The sequence below is a fragment of the Amycolatopsis palatopharyngis genome (assembly GCF_003385185.1).
Lineage (GTDB): Bacteria > Actinomycetota > Actinomycetes > Mycobacteriales > Pseudonocardiaceae > Amycolatopsis > Amycolatopsis palatopharyngis.
In genome coordinates, this window is record NZ_PQHZ01000068.1 from 1 (window position 1) to 20078 (window position 20078).

Genomic DNA, 20078 nt, shown 5'->3' on the forward strand with positions numbered 1-20078 from the left:
CACCATCGCCGCCGCGGCAGCCTGCTCGGCCGACCGCTCCCGCTCCGACTTCCTCATCTTCCTCTGATCCGCGCTCACAGCATCGGATGCCATCACTGTCCGTACCCATCCCGCCGGATTTCACCCCGGCGTGTCGGGCCAGAAACACCGCTCACGACACAGTCCCATCGCCCCGGCGGCATCCCACGAGTGCCCGACTACTGCGCTGATGCCCCTGCCTGGGCGTAGCGTCGGATTCTTGTGATGTCCTCGGGAAAGGCGCCTGTCCAGTCCTGCGCTAATGGGTTCCATGCTGCGGATTGATGACGTTCGCCGTTCAGGGGAAGCGAGGGGTCGACAACGGCGGCATAGGTCAGCCCGAGCGTGGGTGTCCAATCCGAGCGGTAGGAACGGACGGTCACCGCAGCAGGGAGTTCGAGGAGGTCGGCGGCCATCCCCGTTTCCTCCTCCAGCTCACGGCGCGCTGCCTGTCGAGGTGTCTCTCCTCGTTCGACCATTCCTCCAGGGACAACCCAGCCCCGCCACCGGTGGCGGACAAGAAGGATGTGCTGGAAGGTGCTGTCAAAGGCCCAGACGTCGGCGGCAAAAGGGGCCATGGGGCCGTGGCACGCGTTCTTCAGCCACATTCGTGCGTCGTCGAACTCGAACTCCGCGAGACCGGCGTCGACGATGGCCGCGTGCAGTGTGTCCGGACCAGGGGCGTGAGGGGTCACCGATCCAGGCTAGAGCGGGCGGGTTTGCCGATGACCTCGTGCACGCTCGATGCCACGAACAGGTGAAGATTCGGACCTGGCTGCTCTGGTATCCATTGAGGTCACTGGAGGTTGTTTGTCAAGCCTCTTCCTCAGCGTCAGGTTCTCGTGGTAGAGGTCGGCGGTCACGCTAGCGAGCGCATCGAGCTTCCCCTGCAGTTCGGTGACGGCCCGCTTTTCGGCGCGTAGCGCGGCTGTGAGTGCCTCGATCTTCTCGTCCCGACGAACCTCACCGGTGGAGCGCAGGACCGGCCGGGCAACTCGGGTGTCCCACTCGGCCAGAATCTCGCCAGCACGGTGAACGGTGGCATGGCTGACGCCCGCTTCGCGGGCCAGATTTTCTTTGGTCAGTGCGCCGTCTGTGTGGATCGGAACTCCGTCGAGCAGTCGTTGTATCGCTGCTCGGAGCTTGGTCTCGGTCGGGGGCGAGACGGCCATCAGGGGCGCTCCTTGGTCAGCCAGGTACCGGTGATCAGCCGGACTTCGGACAGGCGGTTCTCGAGGGCTGCGCGGCGGGGTGTGGCCAGCCGCGGGTCGCGGAGCATGCGCGTCAGATCGGCGTCCTCGGCGAGCCAGACTGGGCCGTGCTTGTCCTGGTCTACTGCCGAGTTTCGACACCGTGCGGGCTGGCAGGCTCCCAGGACGGGCGTTTTCCCTCGCTGCCCTTCGGGTAGCGAGTTCTGGCATTCCGCCTGAGCGGGGTCCCAGAGACAGTGGTTGACCGTGCCGAAATGCAGGTCAGCAAACTCATCCCGTAACAGCAGGACCTCGATTTGCTCGTCAGCGAGTTGAGCTCGCAGAGCTGGGGCTCTGTTCATCGTCGCAATCACGTTGTCGAGGCCGGAGTGGAGCTTGGCCGCTGCGGGACCGACTGCGACGTCGGTGCCGGACCGGCGGGATTTGAGGAGTTCGACGAGTCGCCCAGCGGCGGCGAGTTCGAGCTGGTTGTCGAACTCCTTGGCCCAGTGGGTATCCATGCGGGAGTAGCCCTGGGTGATTCGGTTGGCCAAGGTACGACGGGCCAGGTGCTTGAGTTGATGGCCGAGGGCGATCTCGGAGTCGGGCTCTTGACTGCAGATGATCGACATGGTTCTTCGGAACATATGCGGACGGATGCGGCCGGCCGGGATCTCTTCCAAACCCGTTCGTTCGAGGGAAGCGTTGACTCCCGCGACGAAGAAGTCGATCTCGCCGGCGGCATCGATTCCGCGCACCGTGTCCTCGTTGTGAGCGGTCACCCTGGGCGGATCGAGAGCGACGAACAGGTGAGTGTGATGCCAGGACAACCGGTCAAGAACTGCCAGAGTTTCGACGACCGGCGCGCTGATCCACCAGTTGAGTTCCGGTTGCGCCGGGTCGTGCTTGAGCTTTCGGGACTTGACTGCGGGCGCTCCGTAATAGGCAGTGAGGGATCCGCGCTCGATTTCCTGGATCTCTGAGTCCCGCATCATCGTCAGTCCTGCCATGAACACATAACATGCCGCCCTGACCATGCGGATTTCGTCCGCGAGTTCCTCGACGCTGATCTGGCCGCGCCACGGCCGCGTGGTTCCGTCCTGACGGGTGACTGAGGTGAAGTCCTTGCAGGGCATCGGAAGTGAGCGGGTCGTCATGGTTCCGGCGAGCTTCTGTACCCGCCCGGCCGCGGCAGCGTCCTCGACCTTCTGTCTGCGCGCGGCGCTAGTCACGGAGCGCTGTGTAAAGGGTGCTGTGCCCGCGGTGCCGTAGATCAGTGCTTCCAGTGCAGTCCAAATGATCGTTCCAGGTTCGAGGTCGGAGCGCGGCGCACGTGGCTGCTTGGTGCGGATTGGGATCAGGTTGTCGGGATTGGTAAGCCAGTCGTCGAGAACCTGATCGAGTGCAGCTGTGCTTCGGCCGAGGTAAATGGCGGGATGGTTGACCACGTCGGTCCGGGCCCGCATCTCTGACCAGGAGTAGGCCTGTACCTGCCCCCGTTCCACGGCTCGAAGGACGGCGTCTCGCCGGCGCTGCGCCGCTCCCTTCCTTGTGGTCTGGAAGAGCCCCGTGTTGGTGCCGCCTGTGATCGTCAGCGCGAGATGATGCCAGATCGGCTCCCCAGCCGACTTCGTCTGGTGGTCGTACTTGTGGACTGGAACGAGGTTGTCGGGGTTCGCGAGCCAGTTGTCCACCAGCTCGTCGTTTCCCGCCGGAGTGCGGAAGGCCGGTCGACGTTCAGGGCTGTCGCCAGGATCTGGTTGCTGCGCCAGCTGATCGCGTAGGTCGAGGATGTGCGGCGAGAACTCGTGGATGTAGGCCCATGCGGCCCGCAGAAGCGGCCACCACGTTGATGGCGGTATGGATGCCGTCGACGGAGTATCGCTGCGGTGCCTGATCTCCCGGAAAGTATCGGTGTTCCACAGCCCTTGAGCCATGCCGCCGTGAGTGAGTACCGGCGCGAGCGTCGAGAGCCAGCTCAGCGCCGTCGCGTCGGGTTTGAGCGCGTTCGCCCTGGCGGTGATGTGTTCCACGAATCCGGCCCAGTCTTCTTCGCGCCAGGCCGCGATGTCGGCGGGCATGTCGTTGGCCAACGCCCAGGCAGCGAGTTTGCCCAGTGTGTAGGCGCATTGCCGGACCGTGCTGTGCGCCGCCGGCTCGGCGACAAGAGCGATCCCCGCGTCCCGAATGACTTTGTGCGTGGGGTTGAGCATGCTGAAGCAGATTTCCCGGATCCGCAGGTTCCAGACGGAATCGATCACCGTGAAGTTGACCTTCCACGCCGCCGGGCGGACGTTGCTCGGACGGCGAATACACCCGAAACTCCAGGACCTGCTCTCGCCGAACTCGGGAATAGGGACGCCTTCCACGAGCGGGTGGCCGGATCCGAAGACCGCCTCATCAGCGGAAACAAGGGTGGAAGTCACTGCCGTCGGCTGGGGCGTCGTGCTCACCGGTCATACTCCGTCCTCATACCCAGCGGCAGGTCCAGCCGCAGCCCCTGGTCGCCTATCGCTTCGTGGGCGTCGTGGAGCTGCTGTGCTGTGCATTCCGCGAACACCTCGGCCAGGGCTGTGGCCTGGGTCCCCCAGATTGCCGTCCAGCGGATCGGGTCCAGGGCGTCGCGCATCCGCTCGATGTGGGCTGCCAGCAGCAGCAGCCTCGGCAGCTGCGAGATGAATACGACGGCGTTGCGGCAGATCATGCACATCGCCGGGGCGACGTGGCAGGGCTTCCCGCCAGGGGTGAATGGCGAATCGTAGGGATCACGGCAGTGAGTCAGGCCCATGTCGTACTCCCCGGCGCGCATCGCGGCGGCGTGTTCCACAGTCATCCCCGCGGCCTCGGCGACCTCGGGTTCGGCCAATCGATGCTCTGCTTGAGTGTCGAGGAGCATCGGCTTGGTCGTGATCGTGTGGAAGACGCGTTCTTGTGCGCGGTTGATGGATCGTCCGGCGAGTGTTAGCGCCGTCGTTCCGTGGGCGTAATGGTGACGGAAGACCTCGATGTGATGGTCGTCCGCCGCCACATCGGTGAGGGTTCCGCCGAGGGCGGCCACACGGGCGGTTTTCACGGTCTTGCGGAGCCTTCGGGCGTAGTGCGGCTGAGAGATCGCCATAGCGGGTGTGCCGTCGTCGTTGCGATGCCAGCTGATCCACGCGCTGAACCCGTTGTGGTCCTCAGTCCATGTGGCGACTCTGGCCCGCATAGTGGTCCTGGGACGGCCCGCTTCGACCGCGAGGAACAGCACGTCCTCGGAGTCGAACGATTCGCGTGCCTGCCAGGTGACCTCCATCAACCGCCGTAGGAGCCCACCGACATCCCACCTGCCGACGGCAAGATACACCTCGCTTCCGGTGTCCCCATCCAGATCCGCGACATCGCCTGTGCTGGCCTTGCTATCAGGAAGGTCCGGGTGGAAATCAGCCCGGATGCGATTCGCGCGGAGTTTGGTCTGCCGCACTCGCACGCCCGCGTCAGAGAACTCCAGGTCCGCCATACGCAGGTCGAGGAGTTCCTCGGGGGTGCAGTCGGCCATGCCCAGCAGCAGGAGTACCCGGAAGGGCTGCAGGTCCTGCTCGGACGGGAACAGCAACCGGTTGATCGCTTTCAAGCAGGCATAGACTCCACGTTCCCTGCCAGGCGGGTTCGCTTCGATAACGTCCTTGATCGGCTGCGACCACGATGACGAATTCATGGGCAGGTGCTCGAGGAGATCTGTGGTCGTCAGAAGGCGATGCTTGGCGGCCCAGACCAGGTTGGCGAGGTCATGCCAGCCTTCGCGGCGGGGGTCAGCTCCGGATCTCAGCAGATGCTGCCCCCGAGTGAGGCGTTTCTCCAGTGCCCGGACGTCGGCCCTTGCGGCCTCCTGCAGTGCCAACCGTTCCTCGTTGGAGTATTCGTCAAGGACCGCGTTGGGGCGGCGCTTGTATGTCGGAGGCCCCGCCGCGCGACGACGAAGGGTCTCCGGAACATTCGGGTCGCGCTCCGCACGCATATCGATCAGCGCCAGCACAGCCGCGGCCTTGCGGTAGGGCTCCGCTGATCGCAGCCCGTGCCGCCTCCGCAGATCTGCCTCCCAGCAGAAGAGGGCTTCGATCAGATCGATTTTCATCCCGGCCAAACGCGCCTCTGCAGGCTCGCACCCGACGGTCGGCAAGTGTTCATCGAGGAACGTTCCCAGCTCCCGCACGGCCGTGAAATAGCAATCGGGCTTGCGCAGCGAGACCCGATGGGCGTACGCCACAGCCTCGTCCGCCAGCTCCGCGACCAGGACGGAACATCGGAACAGGGAGGGGGCGATACTCAACCGCACCGTTCGCCCTCGCCGTTCCCGGACTATAACCCGGTCCCCGATCCTATCGGAGTTGGCGGGTTTCACTTCTGGCACCACCATCGTACGTGGGCGCGAAGCACGTTCGCCTCTGCGGGCCATCACAGGACCGCGCGTTCCGCGGCAAGAGCCGCGTACTCCGCGTAGGTCTTGTCTGATTCATTCCACTCGGCAATAGCTTGGGCCACAAGAACGTTGGTGTTCCGGACGTAACGCAAATACTTCATCGTCGACCCAGGATTCAGATGTCCGAGTAGCCGCTGCAAGATCAACTGCGGATTGCGGCAGATGTGGTCGGCCAGGTAAGCATTGTGCCCACCGTTGAGTCTGCGGTCCGTCTCCTGTGCAATCACCAACTGGGTGAGCTGCTCCAACATGTAAACCGAGAACGTGTGCCGTAGATCGTGGATTCTGAACCTGCGCGGCATCACCATATCGACACCGTTTTCAGCTGCAATCCGAAGAGATCTGGCGTGCGCATCATCGAAGATCTGTTCCCACCGTTGCTTACTGAGCATCCGGCCACCACGGCCGACGAACAACGCCATCGGCTCCAGACCGCAAGGCCCTTCGGTCACCGCGATTCTCCGCAGCTCCGCGGTCATCTTCTCGATCGAGAACGTCCGGCGTCTCCCATGCAGCCGCCCGCTGACCTTCATCTGCCGCTCGTCGATATCGGTGACGACGAACAGCTCGGCTCTGCGCCTGGTCAACGCCGGTGCCGCCCTGCGAATCGTGGCGGCCCGCTCGGTGCGCCGGTAAAGGTCGAGCTCTTTCATCACGGAATGCTGGATCGTCACATCGCGGGGCAGGCTGTACTTCGCGATCATCTCCAGCCGTACGTCGACCGGCAGGCAGTCACGACGCGGGAGTCCGACCTCGATGTCCAGTAGCGAGGTGAATTCCCTCAAGCGCATCCCTGTCGTCACCGCGAGCTCCGCTGCCGCCGCGTTCCTGAGCGGAGCCGAACCTCGGAACGACAGGTCGACCCGGTCTGCTGGAAGCATTCCCCGCAAGCCGACCTGCTTGAGGAATCGCCACTGCCGGTGGGTCAGATGGCGAATGTCCAGATCCGATACCGCACCCCAGGCCAGGACGTCCCGGCCGTTGCGCAGCCGGCGATAAGGCTTGCGGTCCAGCCACTGGGCCTCGACCGCCCACTCATAGAAGTTGTTGATCAGCGCTCGTCGGCGCTTCCAGGTCGCCGGCGCGTTCGGCTTGTCCTGTAGCTCGGTCCGCTCAGCGCGGTAGGCGATCAGGTTTTCCTCAGTCGCCGACAGGACGTCAGTCGACGGTTCCAGCTGAGCCAGGAAGTCGACGAGGTCGAGCAGGTCGTAGGTGTAATCGGACAACGTCTTAGGTTGGTGAGTCTTGGCCATTTCGAACATGAACGAACACAGTGGCTCGACCGGCCGCATATCCCGTCCGAGGAAGAACGGAGTCCCATCCTGCGGCGAACCCTTCCGCCGCAGGACAGTGAGACCGTCAACGCCAAGACCAGGCACGGGCTCAAAATATCGACGGACCTTGTCCCTCGACACGAAGAAGTGATCCATCGTTCGCCCCTCAGTGAGAGCTATACGGCTCCCAGAACCTAGCGGGCACGAATCAAAGGCGACAGAGCGGTACGAACGCCACGGAACGGTGAGACAGGCTCAAATACTTGCCATAACAGGCGGTACCCAGCCTCGCACCCGGTGCCGCACGAGCAGCACGTGGCGGTGCTCCGGGTCGGTGACCCAGACCTCGGCTGCGAGCGGCTCCAACGCGGTCGAACGTGCGTGTAGCCACGCCTGAGCGTCGTCGTACTCGGTCTCGGCAAGGCGAGCATCGACGGCCGCAGCGTCGATCGTCGCCTGGTCAGGCATCGCGTTCGATGCGCTCGAAGATGTCGATATCCGTCGCCTTCTGCCAGTCCGGCAAATCGTTCCAGTCCGCGACGTACGACGGCTTCGGCTCGGGGAAGTGCTTGAAGATCTGGCCGATCCAGCACAACGCCACAAAGCGGCCTTTCTGGTCTGGGGTCAGTTTGGTGGTGGCGCCGTCGGTGGCCTTGATGAAGGCGACGACCTGGTCGTACACGGCGGTCGCGGCGTCGCGTTCCCAGTCGGGGGTCTGGTCCCACGGGGTGATGTAGCCAGGCTTCGGCTCACCGGGGTAGTGCTTGGTGACTCCGGCGATCCACGCCTCGCGGAACACGCGGCCACGGTCGTTGTGCATTCGGTCGTCCTCCATCACGCGGCGCGGTTGCCGACGAGTTTGGTGATCTCGGCATCGAGTCGCTGGATTTGTTGGTCGTTGAGCAAGGAAGCAAGGTGTGGCTGAAGGACCCGCAGCTTCTGTGCGATGACCCCCGAGCGGGTCTGGCGGGCGGTAGTCAGGACGGTGTCGGCGTAGGTGACGACCTGGTCCGGGTCGCGACGGTGCACGCCGATCATCGCCAGGTCGGTCAGGACGCCTGCTTTCCGGCGGGCGGTCAAGGTGCCCTGCAGGGCGTCGACCAGAGCCGCTTCAGCTAGGTCGTGGCGGCCCAGCGTGACGTAGCAGGTTCCGCGTTCTTCAGCCAAGCGGGAGCCATCAAACCGGAGCCAGCCGCCGTTGTGCACCTGGCCCCGTAGGCGCTGGACCTCAGCAGCGGTGTCGAGGGCATGTTGGCAGGAGTCAAAGTCGCCGAGGCCGGCGAAGGTCTCGGCCTGCACCACGGCGACCCAGTGTCGGGTCGACAGGCTGGGGTCGCCTCGACGTGCGATGGTGGCGGCCACGTCGAGCATCGGCGCGGCATCCGCGAATCGGCGCTCGTACACGGCGACGAAAGCATGCCTGGTCAACGCGCAGGCCCACAGGTCGGAAGCGACGGCCTCCTTGCTCGCTGTTGCCGCAAGCGTGTAGCAGTGAGCGGCGTCGGTGTATCGGTTGCCGTCGAAGAAGATTTCCCCCGCCAACTGGAAGAGGTCGGCGGTCAGCTCGCAGAGCCGTTGTCGGATGGTCGGTGTCTGCGGTCGTCGCAAGGAGTCGCTGAGTACACCGAGTTGGGCTCGGACCAGCGGCAGCACCTGGGCCTTGGTCGGCGACAGTGCGTACACGCGCCACAGGTGGGAGTTGAGCTGGGCGAACTCCGCTGCTCCCGCCGTGTCCACCGTGCCCGCGTGAGCTGTGGCGGCGAGCCGGTCGACGTCGCCGAGTACTGTCTCGCCAGCAGGCAGCGCGAGCAACGCGCCGGTCATGCTGAACAAGCGCAGCAGGTCACGACGGTTCATGTCGTCGGCCTCCGCAGGGTCGGCTGGTTCAGTGGCAACGGTAGAAGCTTGCCGGTTCGGCGTGAGCAACGCATCCAACTGGTCGAGGCTCACATCGAGGGTCTTAGCCAAACACGGTCGACGGTACGGCTGCGGGGTCAGGGTGCCGCGTTCCCAGCGTCCGACCGTGGAGAACTCCACGCCCACCGCCGCGCCGAAGCTCTCCTGGGTGTAGCCCATCTGCTCACGCCGCGCGGCGAAGGCATCTCGTCGGTCACTCATGAACACCACCTCACCCCGTCGGTCACCTGCCACGATAGCCAGCTACGGGTCAAGGCTGATCACCCGCTCGGCGAGCTGTACCCGTTCGGACTACCGCCTCTGAAAAGGCGTTTATGCAGGTCAGAGGTGATGACGCCTCATTGCCGCCTCATCGACGCCGCGTCGGCGCTCTGGCTATCGTTGATCACCAGGGGTTTGACTGATATCGCTGCGGTCCGGGCGAGCTTCCGCTTCGGCGCAGCCCGAGTATCCGGAAGCGTCTTTCACCGGGACGTGCCGTCGAGGGGTGTGTGGTGGTAGGACTGCCCTCCACTTCGATGGAATTCCGCTCGCGGGTGTGCTGGCGGGAGCGCTCGGTACCTCGGTCGAGTTCCGGGCTGGTCCGCCTGGCGGGCGAAGTCACGGCCGACTCGCCGGGACTCGGAGCGTAAAACCCACGAAGGAGGATCTGTGACGGTTCAGATGGAGTGGTCGCCGACCACGGTGGCCACGCCCGCCGCGGAGGTCGAGATGGGCTCGGAGTTCGACCTCGACATCACGCTGGTCGAGGTGGTGGACCCGGCGCATCTGATCAACATGACGGATGACGGCTGCGGGACGACGTGCGAGAAGTCGACCTGCATCAGCGCCGCCTGATTGTCACGAGCGACCGGACGCCCGCCAGGGGCTTCTTGGGCGGGCGTCCGGTTTCCATCCGTCGCTTTGGAGAGGTGTCCCGTGTCCACGGCCTTGCCCGACCGCGTCGGCTTTCGAGCCGCGGGTGGCCTGTTGGTCCGGGCTGTTGCAGAGGGCGAGCTGAAACTTCCGCCGTGGCCGACGCTGACCGCGACCGGGGCCGACGCCGTCACCGCGTGGGTGGACTGGCTGCGCGAAGTGTGGGAGGTCGAAGCCGTCCGTGACGCCATCGGCCTGGCCAGCCCTGTCCTTGCTGACCGCGTCCACAACCTGTGTGGCGCTCAGGTTGCCAGCGAGCGCGAATCCCGGCGCGTGGTGCTGTCCGTTCTGCGGTACCTGGCACGGTTGACCGGCCGTCCGACTCCCAACGGCTTGTTCGCCGGGGTCACCGCCGCGCGGTTCGACGCGGATCCCTCTCAGCGTTGGGGTGATGATCATCGCGCGGACGCTGCGGCCGACGCCGGGTGGCTGGCCGAGGTCATCCGACGGTTGGAAGGTCAGGCCGAGATCCTGGAGCGCTTGGTCCTCGTCGCGAACTCCACGTTGATGGTGCGCGGTGAGCGGCTTGTGGTTCCGTACCAGCCGACCGTCAACCATCGAGGCACCGGCGCAGTCGAAGTCGAACTTCGCTACACCGGCCCGGTGCGCGCGGCCGTGCGAGCTGCGCGGACACCGATTCCTTTCGATGACATGCGCGAGCAGGTACAGGCCGAGTTCCCGAGCACCGCCGGGAGCACGGTGACCGGCTTGCTGGCCACGTTGGTCGCTCGTCGCGTGCTCGTCACCAACCTCCATGCGCCGAGCACGGAGCCCGACGCACTTGGCCACTTGGTGCGCGAGCTGGCCACGGTCGGCGAGGCTGCCACCGAGCGGTGCATGACGCTGAACGACATCCACGACATGTTGCGGCGACATCGGAACAGCCCAGCGGAAGCGCGGCGCAGGCTACGGACCGACGCCGCCGCGTCCATGAGCCGCCTGGCTCCGTCACGGCGGAGCCCAGTCACGGTCGACCTGCGGCTGGACCTGGACGTCGTGCTCCCCAGCGCAGTCGCCCGCGAAGCGGAACGTGCCGCGCTGGTCCTGGCGCGCCTGACCTCCCGCGCCAGCGGTACGGCAGCCTGGGCGGACTTCCACCGACGCTTCTACCAGCGGTTCGGCACCGGCGCACAGGTGCCACTGCTCGAGGTCATTGCCGACAGCGGGATCGGCTGGCCTGACGGCTACCCCGGCACCAGCGGAGTGGTCACACGACCCCAGCAGACGCCTCGGGACGAACGGCTGCTGGCGTTGGCCCAGGCCGCCGCGTTGGACGGTCAGCAAGAGGTCGTCCTCGGCGAGAGGTTGATCGCCGAGCTGGAGCTGGCGCCTGTGCACTCGATGCGGCTGCCCTCGCACCTCGAGTTGTGCGCCCGTGTCGACTCCCCGAGCCTGCAAGCCCTGAAGCAGGGCAACTTCCAGCTCGTCGTTACCTCAGTCTCGCGATCGGCCGGCGTCGTCAGCGGCCGTTTCCTGCACCTGTTCGACGAACACGACCGCCGAATGCTGATCACGCCGCTCGCCCCGCCCGCGTCTGACGGGGTAATCCAGGCCCAGTTGTCATTCCCGCCTCTGGACCCCGCCACCGCACACGTCGCCCGCAGCGCCCAGGTCCTGCCAACCATCGTCAGCCTCGCCGAACACCGCGACACCGCCGCGTCAACGGCGGTCCTCACGGCGGCGGACTTGGCGGTCAGTTGCGACAGCGACCGCCTGTATCTGACCGCACCCGCCCTCGGCGCGAGGGTCGAAGCGTGGGGCTTGCACGCACTCAACCTACGCAAACACACTCCGCCGCTGGCCCGCCTCCTGGTCGAACTGACCCGCGCACACTGCGCGGAGGTCACCGACTTCGACTGGGGCACGGCGGCCACGTTGCCGTTTCTTCCTCGGCTGCGCTTCGGCCGCATCGTGCTGTCCCCGGCCCGGTGGCGGTTGGCCGCAGCCGACCTTCCCGACCGGACCTCCAGCTGGGCGACCTGGGACAGCGCCCTGGCCGAGTGGCGCACCCGCCGCCGCCTCCCGCAGGCGGTGTTCCTGGTCGACGGGGACTGGCGGTTGCCGCTCGATCTCGTCGAGGACGCACACCGGGTCCTGCTGCGCGAGCACCTCGGTACCCACCCCCACGCGGTGCTGGAGGAAGGACCCGCTGAGGACGCCGCCGGATGGCTCGATGGCCGTGCTCACGACGTCGTCGTGCCCATGGCCAGCTGTCAGCCGCAGGCCACGACGCGGCCACCGCGCCCGACGCCCCAGCGGATCGTCCGGCCAGGTGAGCACGGGCTGTCGCCGGGTGGTTCCCCCATGCTGTTCGCCAAGCTCTACGGCGACCCGCAACGTCACAACACCGTGCTCGCCAAGCACCTGCCCGCACTGCTGGCGGAGTGGGGCGATGCCCAACCGCGGTGGTGGTTTCTGCGATTCCGCGAGGGCAACGAGCACTACCTGCGCTTGCGGATCAGTCTCCTCAGCACTGAGCCAGTGGTGTTCGGCGAGGCGGCCGGCCGGGTCAGCGCCTGGGCCGACCGGCTCCGCCGCCTCGGCCTGCTGCGCGACATCGCTTTCGCGACCTCCTACCCGGAGACCGGCCGCTGGGGCTCAGGTGCGGCACTATCAGCCGTCGAGGCGTTCTTCACGGCTGACTCCCGCGCCGTGCTCGCCGAGCTCGCCTGGCCCGCGCGACCGCACGACCATGCTCTGGCCGCGGCGAACTTCGCCGCCATCGCCGTCGCCTTCATGGGAGGGACCGAGGCCGGGATGCGGTGGCTGGTCGACCATGTCCCGGCCAAACCTCCTACCGTCGTGCCCCGGCCGGTGTTCACCGAGGCACAATGCCTCGCCGACCCCTCCGAGAATTTCCGCGCCTTGCGCAGCACGCCGGGTGCGGCTTCGGTCGTCGCGACATGGGCCGAGCGCGCCCAGACCGTAGCTGCCTACCGAGCGCACCTGTCCGGGGCTGAGGCCGAGGGCGTCGACCCGGACGCCGCCTTGGGCTCGTTGCTGCACACGCACTTCCTGCGGGCCTACGGCATCGAGCCCGACGACAAGGCGGTGTGCCTTTACCTGGCCCGGACCGCGGCCCTGACCTTCGCCGCCCGCACCGGAGGACCGCGATGAACGCCGACCTCGCCTCGGATGCCGCGGTCGAGTACGCGACGGGGATCGCCGATCGCCTCGCCCGGCCGGACGCCCCCCACCTGCCCACGGACGAGCCGTGGTGGCACCAATCCCTCGCCCACGGCGCTCCTGGTGTGGCACTGCTGCACATCGAGCTGGCAGCCGCCGGGATACGGCCGTTCGACCGCGCCCATGACTGGCTGACCGCCGTCACCAGCAAGCCGATCACCGCCGGAGCGAGCACCGGCTTGTTCTACGGCGCGCCGGCAGTCGCGCGCGCCCTCGCGGGAGCCGCCACAGTCCGTCCCGGCACGTACCAGTCCGCCCTCACGCCCTTGACCCGGCAGATCGCCGCCGACGCCCACAACCGCGTCGACAAGGCCCACGAGCGCATGGACGTCGTCGGGATGTTGCCGCAGATGGCCGAGTTCGACACGATTCGGGGCCTCGCTGGTCTCGGTGCCCATCTGCTGCACCACGACCCCGACGGCACCGCCCTGCCGGCCGTTCTGGGCGCCCTCGTGCGGCTCACCCAACCGGTGATGGTCGAAGGAGAGGCCCTGCCGGGGTGGTGGACCCTCACCGGTCCCACCGGCCACGAGGACGACGAGTTCCCCGGAGGCCACGGCAACTTCGGCGTAGCACACGGCATCGGCGGCCCGCTGGCACTGCTGGCCCAGGCCCTGCGCCGGGGCATCGCCGTGGACGGGCAGCGCCAGGCCGTCGCGACGATCTGCGCGTGGCTGGACTCCTGGCGCATAAGCACTCCGAGCGGGCACCGGTGGCCCTACATGGTCACCCGAGACGAGGCGCGTTCGACGCCGATGTACGTGCGGCACAGCGGGGCCAGCCGACGCCCGAGCTGGTGCTACGGAACAGCGGGCATCGCCCGCACCCTGCACCTCGCCGCCCTGGCCCTCGACGACGCCGATCGCCGCCAGATCGCCGAGGAAGCCGTGATCAGTGCGGTGACCGACCCGGAACAGGATGCGTTGATCAGCGACGCTTCGCTGTGCCACGGCTACGCCGGACTCGCCCGGATCACCGCTCATACCGCCATCGACACACCGGAGCCGGCCGCTTCCCGACTCCGCGCGCTGGCCACCGAGATGCTGCACCGCGCCTGCGCCCAGGCCGTTCCCGAAGGCCCCGGCTTCCTCGAAGGCGCTGCCGGGGTCGGCCTAGCTGCCCTCGCCGCTGAGATCGAGCCCGCGACAGGCTGGGGCACCGGCCTGCTCATCACCTGATCCGTCCGAACGCGATCCGTCCGACCGAGAGGAGATTCCGCGCTGATGCTGCCGGACAGCTGGCACCACTACCTGGTCGAGTTCGCCGACCCGACCACGGCCGAGCACACCGCCGCGACCCTGCTCGTACCCGCTCTCGACCAGGCCCAACAGGACGGCGAACTCGACACGTGGTGGCACCTGCGCAAGACACCCGCCTGGCGGCTGCGTTACCAACCGGTCAACCCCGAGACGAAAGCGGTCGACACGCTGCTGTCCGACCTGGAGGCCGATGGGCATCTCGCGCGCTGGACTCGCGGCATCTACGAACCCGAAACCCTTGCCTTCGGTGGACCCGCCGCGATGGACATCGCGCACTCGCTGTTTCACCACGACAGTCGCCACTGCCTCGCCCGTGCCACGAAACCCGCTGCCTTGGGTCAGAGAGAGACCACCGTCCTGCTGTTCAGCTCGATGCTGCGCGCCGCCGGGCTGGACTGGTTCGAGCAGGGCGACGTCTGGGACAAGGTGGCTGCGCTCCGGCCCACCGCCCAACCCCACTCCAACAACTCTCCGCACACCGAGCGGTTGAGCCAAGCCGTGCGCCGACTGATGACCACCAACACGCACAAGGTCGCCGACGTCGCCCCCGACGTGGTTCCCGAGACCTGGTGGACAGCGTTCGACACGGCCGGTCGCCAACTCGCCGAACTCGCTCGCGCCGGACACCTCGAGCGGGGCCTGCGCGCCGTCCTGGCGCACCACTTCATCTTCCACGCCAACCGCGCCGGTCTCTCCGGCACCGACCAGGCCACCCTCGCCGCGCTGGCCGTCGACACCGTTTTTTACAGCACGCCTACCCGGCAGGCACCAGCCGGGACCACCTCCAACACCGTTAGGGTTCCCGCAATGACAACCACCGTCAGTGACGCTTCCACCGGCTCCGCCGACGAGCTGCGTACCAAGCTCGCCGACCGCCTCGTCAAGGACGGCACCGTCCGCACCGACGCTGTGGAGGCCGCGTTCCGGCAGGTGCCCCGACACCTGTTCCTGCCCGACGTCCCCCTGGTCGAGGCGTACGCCGACGAGCCCGTCTACACCAAACACGAGGGCGACGGCACCCGAATCAGCGCCGCGTCCCAGCCCAAGATCGTCGCCATGATGCTCGAACAGCTCGGCATCCAGCCCGGCGAACGGCTGCTCGAACTCGGCGCGGCCACCGGCTACAACGCCGCCCTGATGGCCACCCTCACCGGCGCCGACGGGCATGTCACCACGATCGACATCGACGAGGACCTCGTCGCCGGAGCACGCGAGCACCTGGCCGCAGCCAGCATCGACAACGTCGAGGCGGTCGCCGCCGACGGCGCACTCGGCCACCCAGAAACTGCGCCTTTCGACCGCGTCATCGCTACCGTCGGTGCCCACGAGGTCCCGGCTGCCTGGCTCGACCAGCTCACACCCGGCGGACGTCTGGTAGCTCCGGTGCGCCTGCGTGGTTGTGCCTCTCGCAGCATCGTCTTCGAACGCGACCAGGACGGCTGGCGCAGCCTGGGCAGCGAGATGGCGATCTTCATGCCGCTGCGTGGCCTTGGCGACGACGCTCGCCGCGTTCTGGACCTCACCGGCACCGGGGAGGTGACGCTGCAAATCCATAAGGACAACAACCACGCCACCGACCCGGACACCCTGACCGGCGTCTTCGACAGCCCTGCCTGCGAAGTGTGGACCGGCGTGCACTTCGTCCCGATGGAATCCTTCGAATGGCTGGATCTCTGGCTGGCTTGCCACCTGCCCAACCCGCTGATGCGCATGGAGGTCGCTCCCGCTGCGAAGGAAAGCGGCCTTGTGCGGCCGATGTTCCCCTCGGTGGCGATGGCCACCACCGCCGCCGACGGCAGCCTCGCCTACCTCACCATCCGCGCCGCGGACCCCGATCCGGACGGCGGCCGACGCTACGAGGTCGGCGTCATCGGCCACGGCCCCAACGCGCAGGAACTCGCCGAGCAGGTCTCGGTCGAGATCTCGACTTGGGACCAGGGCTTCCGCGCCAGCACCGTCCGATTCGCCATTCCCGACACCGCGCCCCAGCCGGACACCAACCCCGGCTTCGTGGTCCTGGACCGCCCCACCAAGCCCATGACCGTCACCTGGGAGTGACGCCCGTGGACCCCGCCGGCCAGTTCGCCCGCCGCTTCCCCCTCGTTGCCCGAACCCGCCCGGCCTGCCTCCCGCTGGCCCGGCGGGTGGCCGAGCTGTGCGACCGAGCACGCCAAGTCGAGCACAGCGGCGAGCTCGCCGAAGCCGCCGCCGTGCACAACAACGCGGCGCTCATCGCCTCCGACTGCGGCCTGCCCGAACTGGCCCGGCGGTGGTGCCACCAGCAGGTGAACATCTACCTGCGCGCCCGCCCCTTGGGCGCGCAGGTAGCCCGCCTCGCTCTCGAACCGATCACCAACCTCGCCCGCCTCTACATCCGCGAGGGTCAGGGCGAGCGCGCCTTCGCGCTGATCGACACCCTGTTCACCGCGGTCTCCGCCCGAACTGACGCCATCGTCGACGGCATCGAGATCCCGGCCGACCTCACCGACTCCGCCGAGACGCACCAGCACATCCGCAGCTGGCTGTGGGCAGTCCTGCTGGCCACCGGTGGCCGCGCTCTGGCCGCAGCCGGCCGCTGGGCGGAGGCACGCGCCCGGCTCGACGCGTACAAGGGCGTCGGGCGACGGATGCTTGACGGTCGCCAGATCGCGGTCATCGCCCACGCCGTATCCGGGGACACCGACAGCGCCCTCACCCTCTTGGCCGACACAACACCAGGAGACCCTTGGGAGAACGCCGTGACCGCCTGCCTGACCATCCAGTGCCACGGCGCCTCGGGCGTCGCCGATCTGCCCACGCTCCTGAACCAGTACCACCGACTCGACACCTCCGCGCCCGGCTTGGCGGTCTTCCACACACGGCTCGGGTTGTCCTTCATCGACGCCATCGGCACCGTTGACGATCCACCCGTGCACCAGATCGCCGTTGATCTGATCGACTACGCCGCCGCGACACGAGACGGATACGTCGCTCGCGATGTACTCGCCCACAATGGTTGCCGCGAGCTGCTCACCGACTCCCAAGCGCGCGAGTTGTCCGATTCGGTCGAAGCGTGCGCGCTCGGCAGCGGCACGCTCCCGGCCACACTGCTGGCAGACCTCACGACAGCACTAGCCTGCGCCGAAGAGGCCATGGCACGCAGCGTGAAGACGATGTCCTGCAACGTCAACGCTCCAGCGAACCCGTAGGGCGGGTCCTAGTGAAGCCGTTGCACCACAACGGGTTTGCTTCCTCGGCCCGAGAAACAGCCCGTGTCGATCACTAACGATGCCCGCCAACCCGACGATCGTTGATACGAAGGAACGATGCACACCACCACTACTTCGCCGGAAGCGCTACGTGCGGCAATGGTCGAGAGGATCCAGAAGGCCGGGCACGCAAAGCACAGCGACGTCGAGCGGGTTTTGCGCGACACACCGCGGCACGAGTTCGTGCCGGACGCCGACCTGGCGGTCGCTTACGACCCGTGGCAGGCGGTGGTCACCCACCGGTTCGAGGACGGCCGGTCGTTGTCCTGCGCGTCGGCACCTTGGCTAGTAGCCGCGATGCTCGACCAACTCGACGTCCAGCCGGGCAACCGCATCCTGGAGATCGGAGTGGGGACCGGTTACAACGCCAGCCTGCTCGCCCAGTTGACCGGCCGCGCGGACCTGGTGACCACCATCGACGTCGACCCGGACGTGACCGCGAAAGCCTCACAAGCGCTGGCCGCCGCCGGCTACGGCGACGTGCACGTGATCACTGGCGACGGCGGGCTCGGCTACCCCGACCACGCCCCGTACGACCGCATGATCGCCACGGTCTCACCGTGGGACATCCCCGCCCAGTGGTGGAAGCAGCTCGCACCTGGAGAACGGCTGGTCGCCCCGTTGCGGTTCCCTGTCAAGTCAGCTTGTTGAGCTTCTCACGGCCAGGCTGGCGGTGAGTCGATGGCTCTGGTGTTGTTGGAATCTGACACCGCATTGGCTTTCGCGCTGGTAGGCCAGGACTACGGGAGCTATGCCGACCGAATGTCTCGTGACTGCGGTTGTCGTCATGTCCGGTCTGGCCGCTGCGCACGTGATGCGCGGACGCGTCGACGGTGACGAATGGTGAGGAGGGTTAGTCCTGCCAGGAGGCTGAGTGCGATCGTGGCGGCCAGCGGCGTGGTGATCGTGGACTGGTTGGTGGCTGGTGGCGCTGTCGGCGGTACTGAGTGGGGGGTGGTGGCTGGTGTGGTGGCAGTGTTTTCGGGGGTCGTGGTGACGCCGGGGGTGATGGTGAAGCTGTGTGATCCGCTGGCCTGGTGGCCGTCGAGGTCGATGACCTGCCAGGTGACGCGGTAGGTGCCCGGCTGGGTGAGTGTGTGCAGTGGCTGGGAGATCATGTCGTGCTTGACGATGGCGTTGTCGCGGGCGACGTCGTGGCCGTTGGGGCCGGTGACCCGGATGCTGAACGTGTTGATCAGTCGGTCGAAGGTCAGGTACACCCAGTCGACCGGTTCGGTGAGGACGGCATTCGCTGGTGGGGTGGCTTCTTCCAGCAAGGGCACCGCTGATGAGGGGGTCGCTGTCGCGGGGTGATCGGTGCCGAGCAGGCTTGCACAGAGCAGGGCGGCCAGGATGCCGAGGGTGGCGCGGCGGATGTTCCCTGCGGTCATGCGGGTTCGCGGCCGAGCATCTGGGCGCGGTGGTAGTACTCGTAGAGGCCGTCGAAGATGGGTTTGGTGATGGTGAGGGTGTGCTGGTCGTCGCCGATCATGGATAGGCCGCGGAGGATGGCGTCGAGGCCGGGGGCTTCGGGGGCGTCGTAGCGTTCGTCGTCGAGGTCGGCTTCGTGGATGATTTCGGCGATGCGCCAGAGCACGGGGTCGGTGAGGTCGTGGCGGCGCAGGATGGTTTCGAAGCTGCAGTCGTCGCCGTGGTGGCCGAGGTCGACGCCGCGCATGTCGAACGGGGTGGCGTCTGGGGGGACGTCGGCGGGGTCGGTGACGAACACGAAGGCGGCGTCCGGGTCGATGCAGCGGCGGATGAGCCAGGCGCAGGCGGCGCGGTCGATGTGGATGTGTTCGCGGGTGGCCCACTTCATGCGGTCTCCTCGGTGTGGTGGTCGGGGTGCAGGGCGTCCACAGCGGCCTGCGCGGTGTCGCGTTCGGGTGGGGGGAAGTAGTCGCGGCGGTGGATACGCCGCAGCTCGGCGCGCAGGGTGCGCAGGGCGCGTCGTCGCTCGGCCTCGCCGAGTGAGCGCGCTTGTTCGGCTTCGGTGAGCACGGCGCGGTACTCGGCGGCGTGCGCGGCGGCCATGGTCTGTGCCAGGCGGCGTTCCTGTGCCAGGCTGGTTGGTTGGGCCAGCCACACGCCGGCGGTGCCGCCGGCGGCGAGGATCTCGTCGGCGATCCAGTCGAGGTGTTCGCGGGTGCGGGCGTCGGCGGGCAGCGCGACCAGCCCGTCGCCGAGTTGGGCGACGCCGAGGCGTTTGAGTTTGCGCCAGACCGTGATCCGCGGGGTGGACGGCTCGCGGGGCATGCGGTAGGACAGCAACACCCACTGCCCTGCCCGCTGCCCTGCCTGCCGCGGCGCTGCCGATCCCGTCGATGGTCGCTCGTGCGCTGGATCGGTGGAGTTGCTCACTGATGTGTTCGGTCTCCGACGACGACGCGGCCGATCCAGTACAGGCCCGCGAGTCCGATCAGCACGAACACGATGTCGTCGAGCGGATCGGCGATGGGTTCCAGTGCCCGATCCAGCACGTTGATGTCGGTGACGAACGCCGCCCAGGCGAACGCGCCGATCAGCAGTAGCACGAAAGCGATCCAGTCCAAAACGGTGCGTGGCCGCATCCTGCGCTCCTTCCCGTTGTCATGCTCGTTGTCATGGTGCTT

The 20078-nt window shown here is 67.1% G+C and carries 18 protein-coding genes; 6 read left to right on the forward strand and 12 right to left on the reverse strand.

Going from position 1 to position 20078, the window contains the following annotated elements; genetic code table 11:
* Nucleotides 1-197: 197 nt before the first annotated feature.
* From D0C15_RS30600 to D0C15_RS30635, 8 genes are all read right to left on the reverse strand, one after another.
* Nucleotides 198-713 carry an NUDIX hydrolase gene (locus tag D0C15_RS30600; RefSeq protein WP_091679574.1) on the reverse strand — a complete coding sequence of 172 codons (516 nt, stop codon included), beginning with the start codon at nt 711-713 and terminating at the stop codon, nt 198-200.
* Between the two features lie 9 nt (nt 714-722).
* Nucleotides 723-1190 (reverse strand): hypothetical protein, encoded by a 468-nt coding sequence (locus D0C15_RS30605; protein WP_112276282.1) that lies wholly within the window; start codon nt 1188-1190, stop codon nt 723-725.
* The gene (locus D0C15_RS30610) at nt 1190-3661 is read right to left on the reverse strand and encodes a hypothetical protein (protein WP_091679569.1); all 2472 of its coding nucleotides are present in this window, start codon (nt 3659-3661) and stop codon (nt 1190-1192) included. The genes D0C15_RS30605 and D0C15_RS30610 overlap by 1 nt, the downstream gene beginning before the upstream one ends.
* Nucleotides 3658-5322: a hypothetical protein gene (locus D0C15_RS30615; protein WP_162830318.1), complete on the reverse strand. Its 1665-nt coding sequence runs from the start codon at nt 5320-5322 to the stop codon at nt 3658-3660. Before D0C15_RS30615 ends, D0C15_RS30610 begins: the two co-directional genes overlap by 4 nt.
* A 320-nt stretch (nt 5323-5642) precedes the next feature.
* A complete protein-coding gene (locus tag D0C15_RS30620; protein WP_091679564.1) occupies nt 5643-7097 on the reverse strand; it encodes a tyrosine-type recombinase/integrase in 1455 nt (484 codons plus the stop codon).
* Between the two features lie 99 nt (nt 7098-7196).
* Nucleotides 7197-7409 carry a hypothetical protein gene (locus D0C15_RS30625; protein WP_199542942.1) on the reverse strand — a complete coding sequence of 71 codons (213 nt, stop codon included), beginning with the start codon at nt 7407-7409 and terminating at the stop codon, nt 7197-7199.
* A complete protein-coding gene (locus D0C15_RS30630; protein ID WP_073575400.1) occupies nt 7402-7761 on the reverse strand; it encodes a hypothetical protein in 360 nt (119 codons plus the stop codon). Before D0C15_RS30630 ends, D0C15_RS30625 begins: the two co-directional genes overlap by 8 nt.
* 14 nt (nt 7762-7775) lie before the next feature.
* Entirely contained in the window at nt 7776-9059 is a 1284-nt protein-coding gene (locus D0C15_RS30635; protein WP_112276300.1) for a helix-turn-helix domain-containing protein, read from the reverse strand.
* 450 nt (nt 9060-9509) lie between these two features.
* On the opposite strand from D0C15_RS30635, the gene D0C15_RS30640 reads away from it, so the two are divergent.
* The 6 genes from D0C15_RS30640 (at nt 9510) to D0C15_RS30665 (ending at nt 18117) form a co-directional block, all read left to right on the forward strand.
* Nucleotides 9510-9695 carry an FxLD family lanthipeptide gene (locus D0C15_RS30640; protein ID WP_009151814.1) on the forward strand — a complete coding sequence of 62 codons (186 nt, stop codon included), beginning with the start codon at nt 9510-9512 and terminating at the stop codon, nt 9693-9695.
* A gap of 81 nt (nt 9696-9776) precedes the next feature.
* A complete protein-coding gene (locus D0C15_RS30645) occupies nt 9777-12890 on the forward strand; it encodes a lantibiotic dehydratase (RefSeq protein ID WP_186361385.1) in 3114 nt (1037 codons plus the stop codon).
* A complete protein-coding gene (locus D0C15_RS30650) occupies nt 12887-14137 on the forward strand; it encodes a lanthionine synthetase C family protein (RefSeq protein ID WP_091679561.1) in 1251 nt (416 codons plus the stop codon). Before D0C15_RS30645 ends, D0C15_RS30650 begins: the two co-directional genes overlap by 4 nt.
* Before the next feature lie 45 nt (nt 14138-14182).
* On the forward strand, nt 14183-16276 hold the full coding sequence (fxlM, locus tag D0C15_RS30655; protein ID WP_091679559.1) for a methyltransferase, FxLD system: 2094 nt from the start codon (nt 14183-14185) through the stop codon (nt 16274-16276).
* A gap of 5 nt (nt 16277-16281) precedes the next feature.
* Nucleotides 16282-17406 carry a hypothetical protein gene (locus D0C15_RS30660; RefSeq protein WP_075849513.1) on the forward strand — a complete coding sequence of 375 codons (1125 nt, stop codon included), beginning with the start codon at nt 16282-16284 and terminating at the stop codon, nt 17404-17406.
* 117 nt (nt 17407-17523) lie between these two features.
* A complete protein-coding gene (locus D0C15_RS30665) occupies nt 17524-18117 on the forward strand; it encodes a methyltransferase domain-containing protein (protein ID WP_083666522.1) in 594 nt (197 codons plus the stop codon).
* A 134-nt stretch (nt 18118-18251) separates the two neighbouring features.
* On the opposite strand, the gene D0C15_RS30670 is transcribed toward D0C15_RS30665, so the two are convergent.
* Genes D0C15_RS30670 through D0C15_RS30685 form a run of 4 tightly spaced genes read right to left on the reverse strand, consistent with a single transcriptional unit; the run spans nt 18252 to nt 20036 of the window.
* A complete protein-coding gene (locus tag D0C15_RS30670; protein ID WP_075849313.1) occupies nt 18252-18857 on the reverse strand; it encodes a copper resistance CopC family protein in 606 nt (201 codons plus the stop codon).
* The gene (locus tag D0C15_RS30675) at nt 18854-19285 is read right to left on the reverse strand and encodes a chromate resistance protein ChrB domain-containing protein (RefSeq protein ID WP_112276286.1); all 432 of its coding nucleotides are present in this window, start codon (nt 19283-19285) and stop codon (nt 18854-18856) included. The genes D0C15_RS30670 and D0C15_RS30675 overlap by 4 nt, the downstream gene beginning before the upstream one ends.
* Nucleotides 19282-19827 carry a Chromate resistance protein ChrB gene (locus tag D0C15_RS30680; protein WP_245976425.1) on the reverse strand — a complete coding sequence of 182 codons (546 nt, stop codon included), beginning with the start codon at nt 19825-19827 and terminating at the stop codon, nt 19282-19284. The genes D0C15_RS30675 and D0C15_RS30680 overlap by 4 nt, the downstream gene beginning before the upstream one ends.
* Complete coding sequence (locus D0C15_RS30685) at nt 19824-20036, reverse strand: DUF378 domain-containing protein (protein WP_091679556.1); 213 nt, start codon at nt 20034-20036, stop codon at nt 19824-19826. The genes D0C15_RS30680 and D0C15_RS30685 overlap by 4 nt, the downstream gene beginning before the upstream one ends.
* Nucleotides 20037-20078 lie beyond the last annotated feature (42 nt).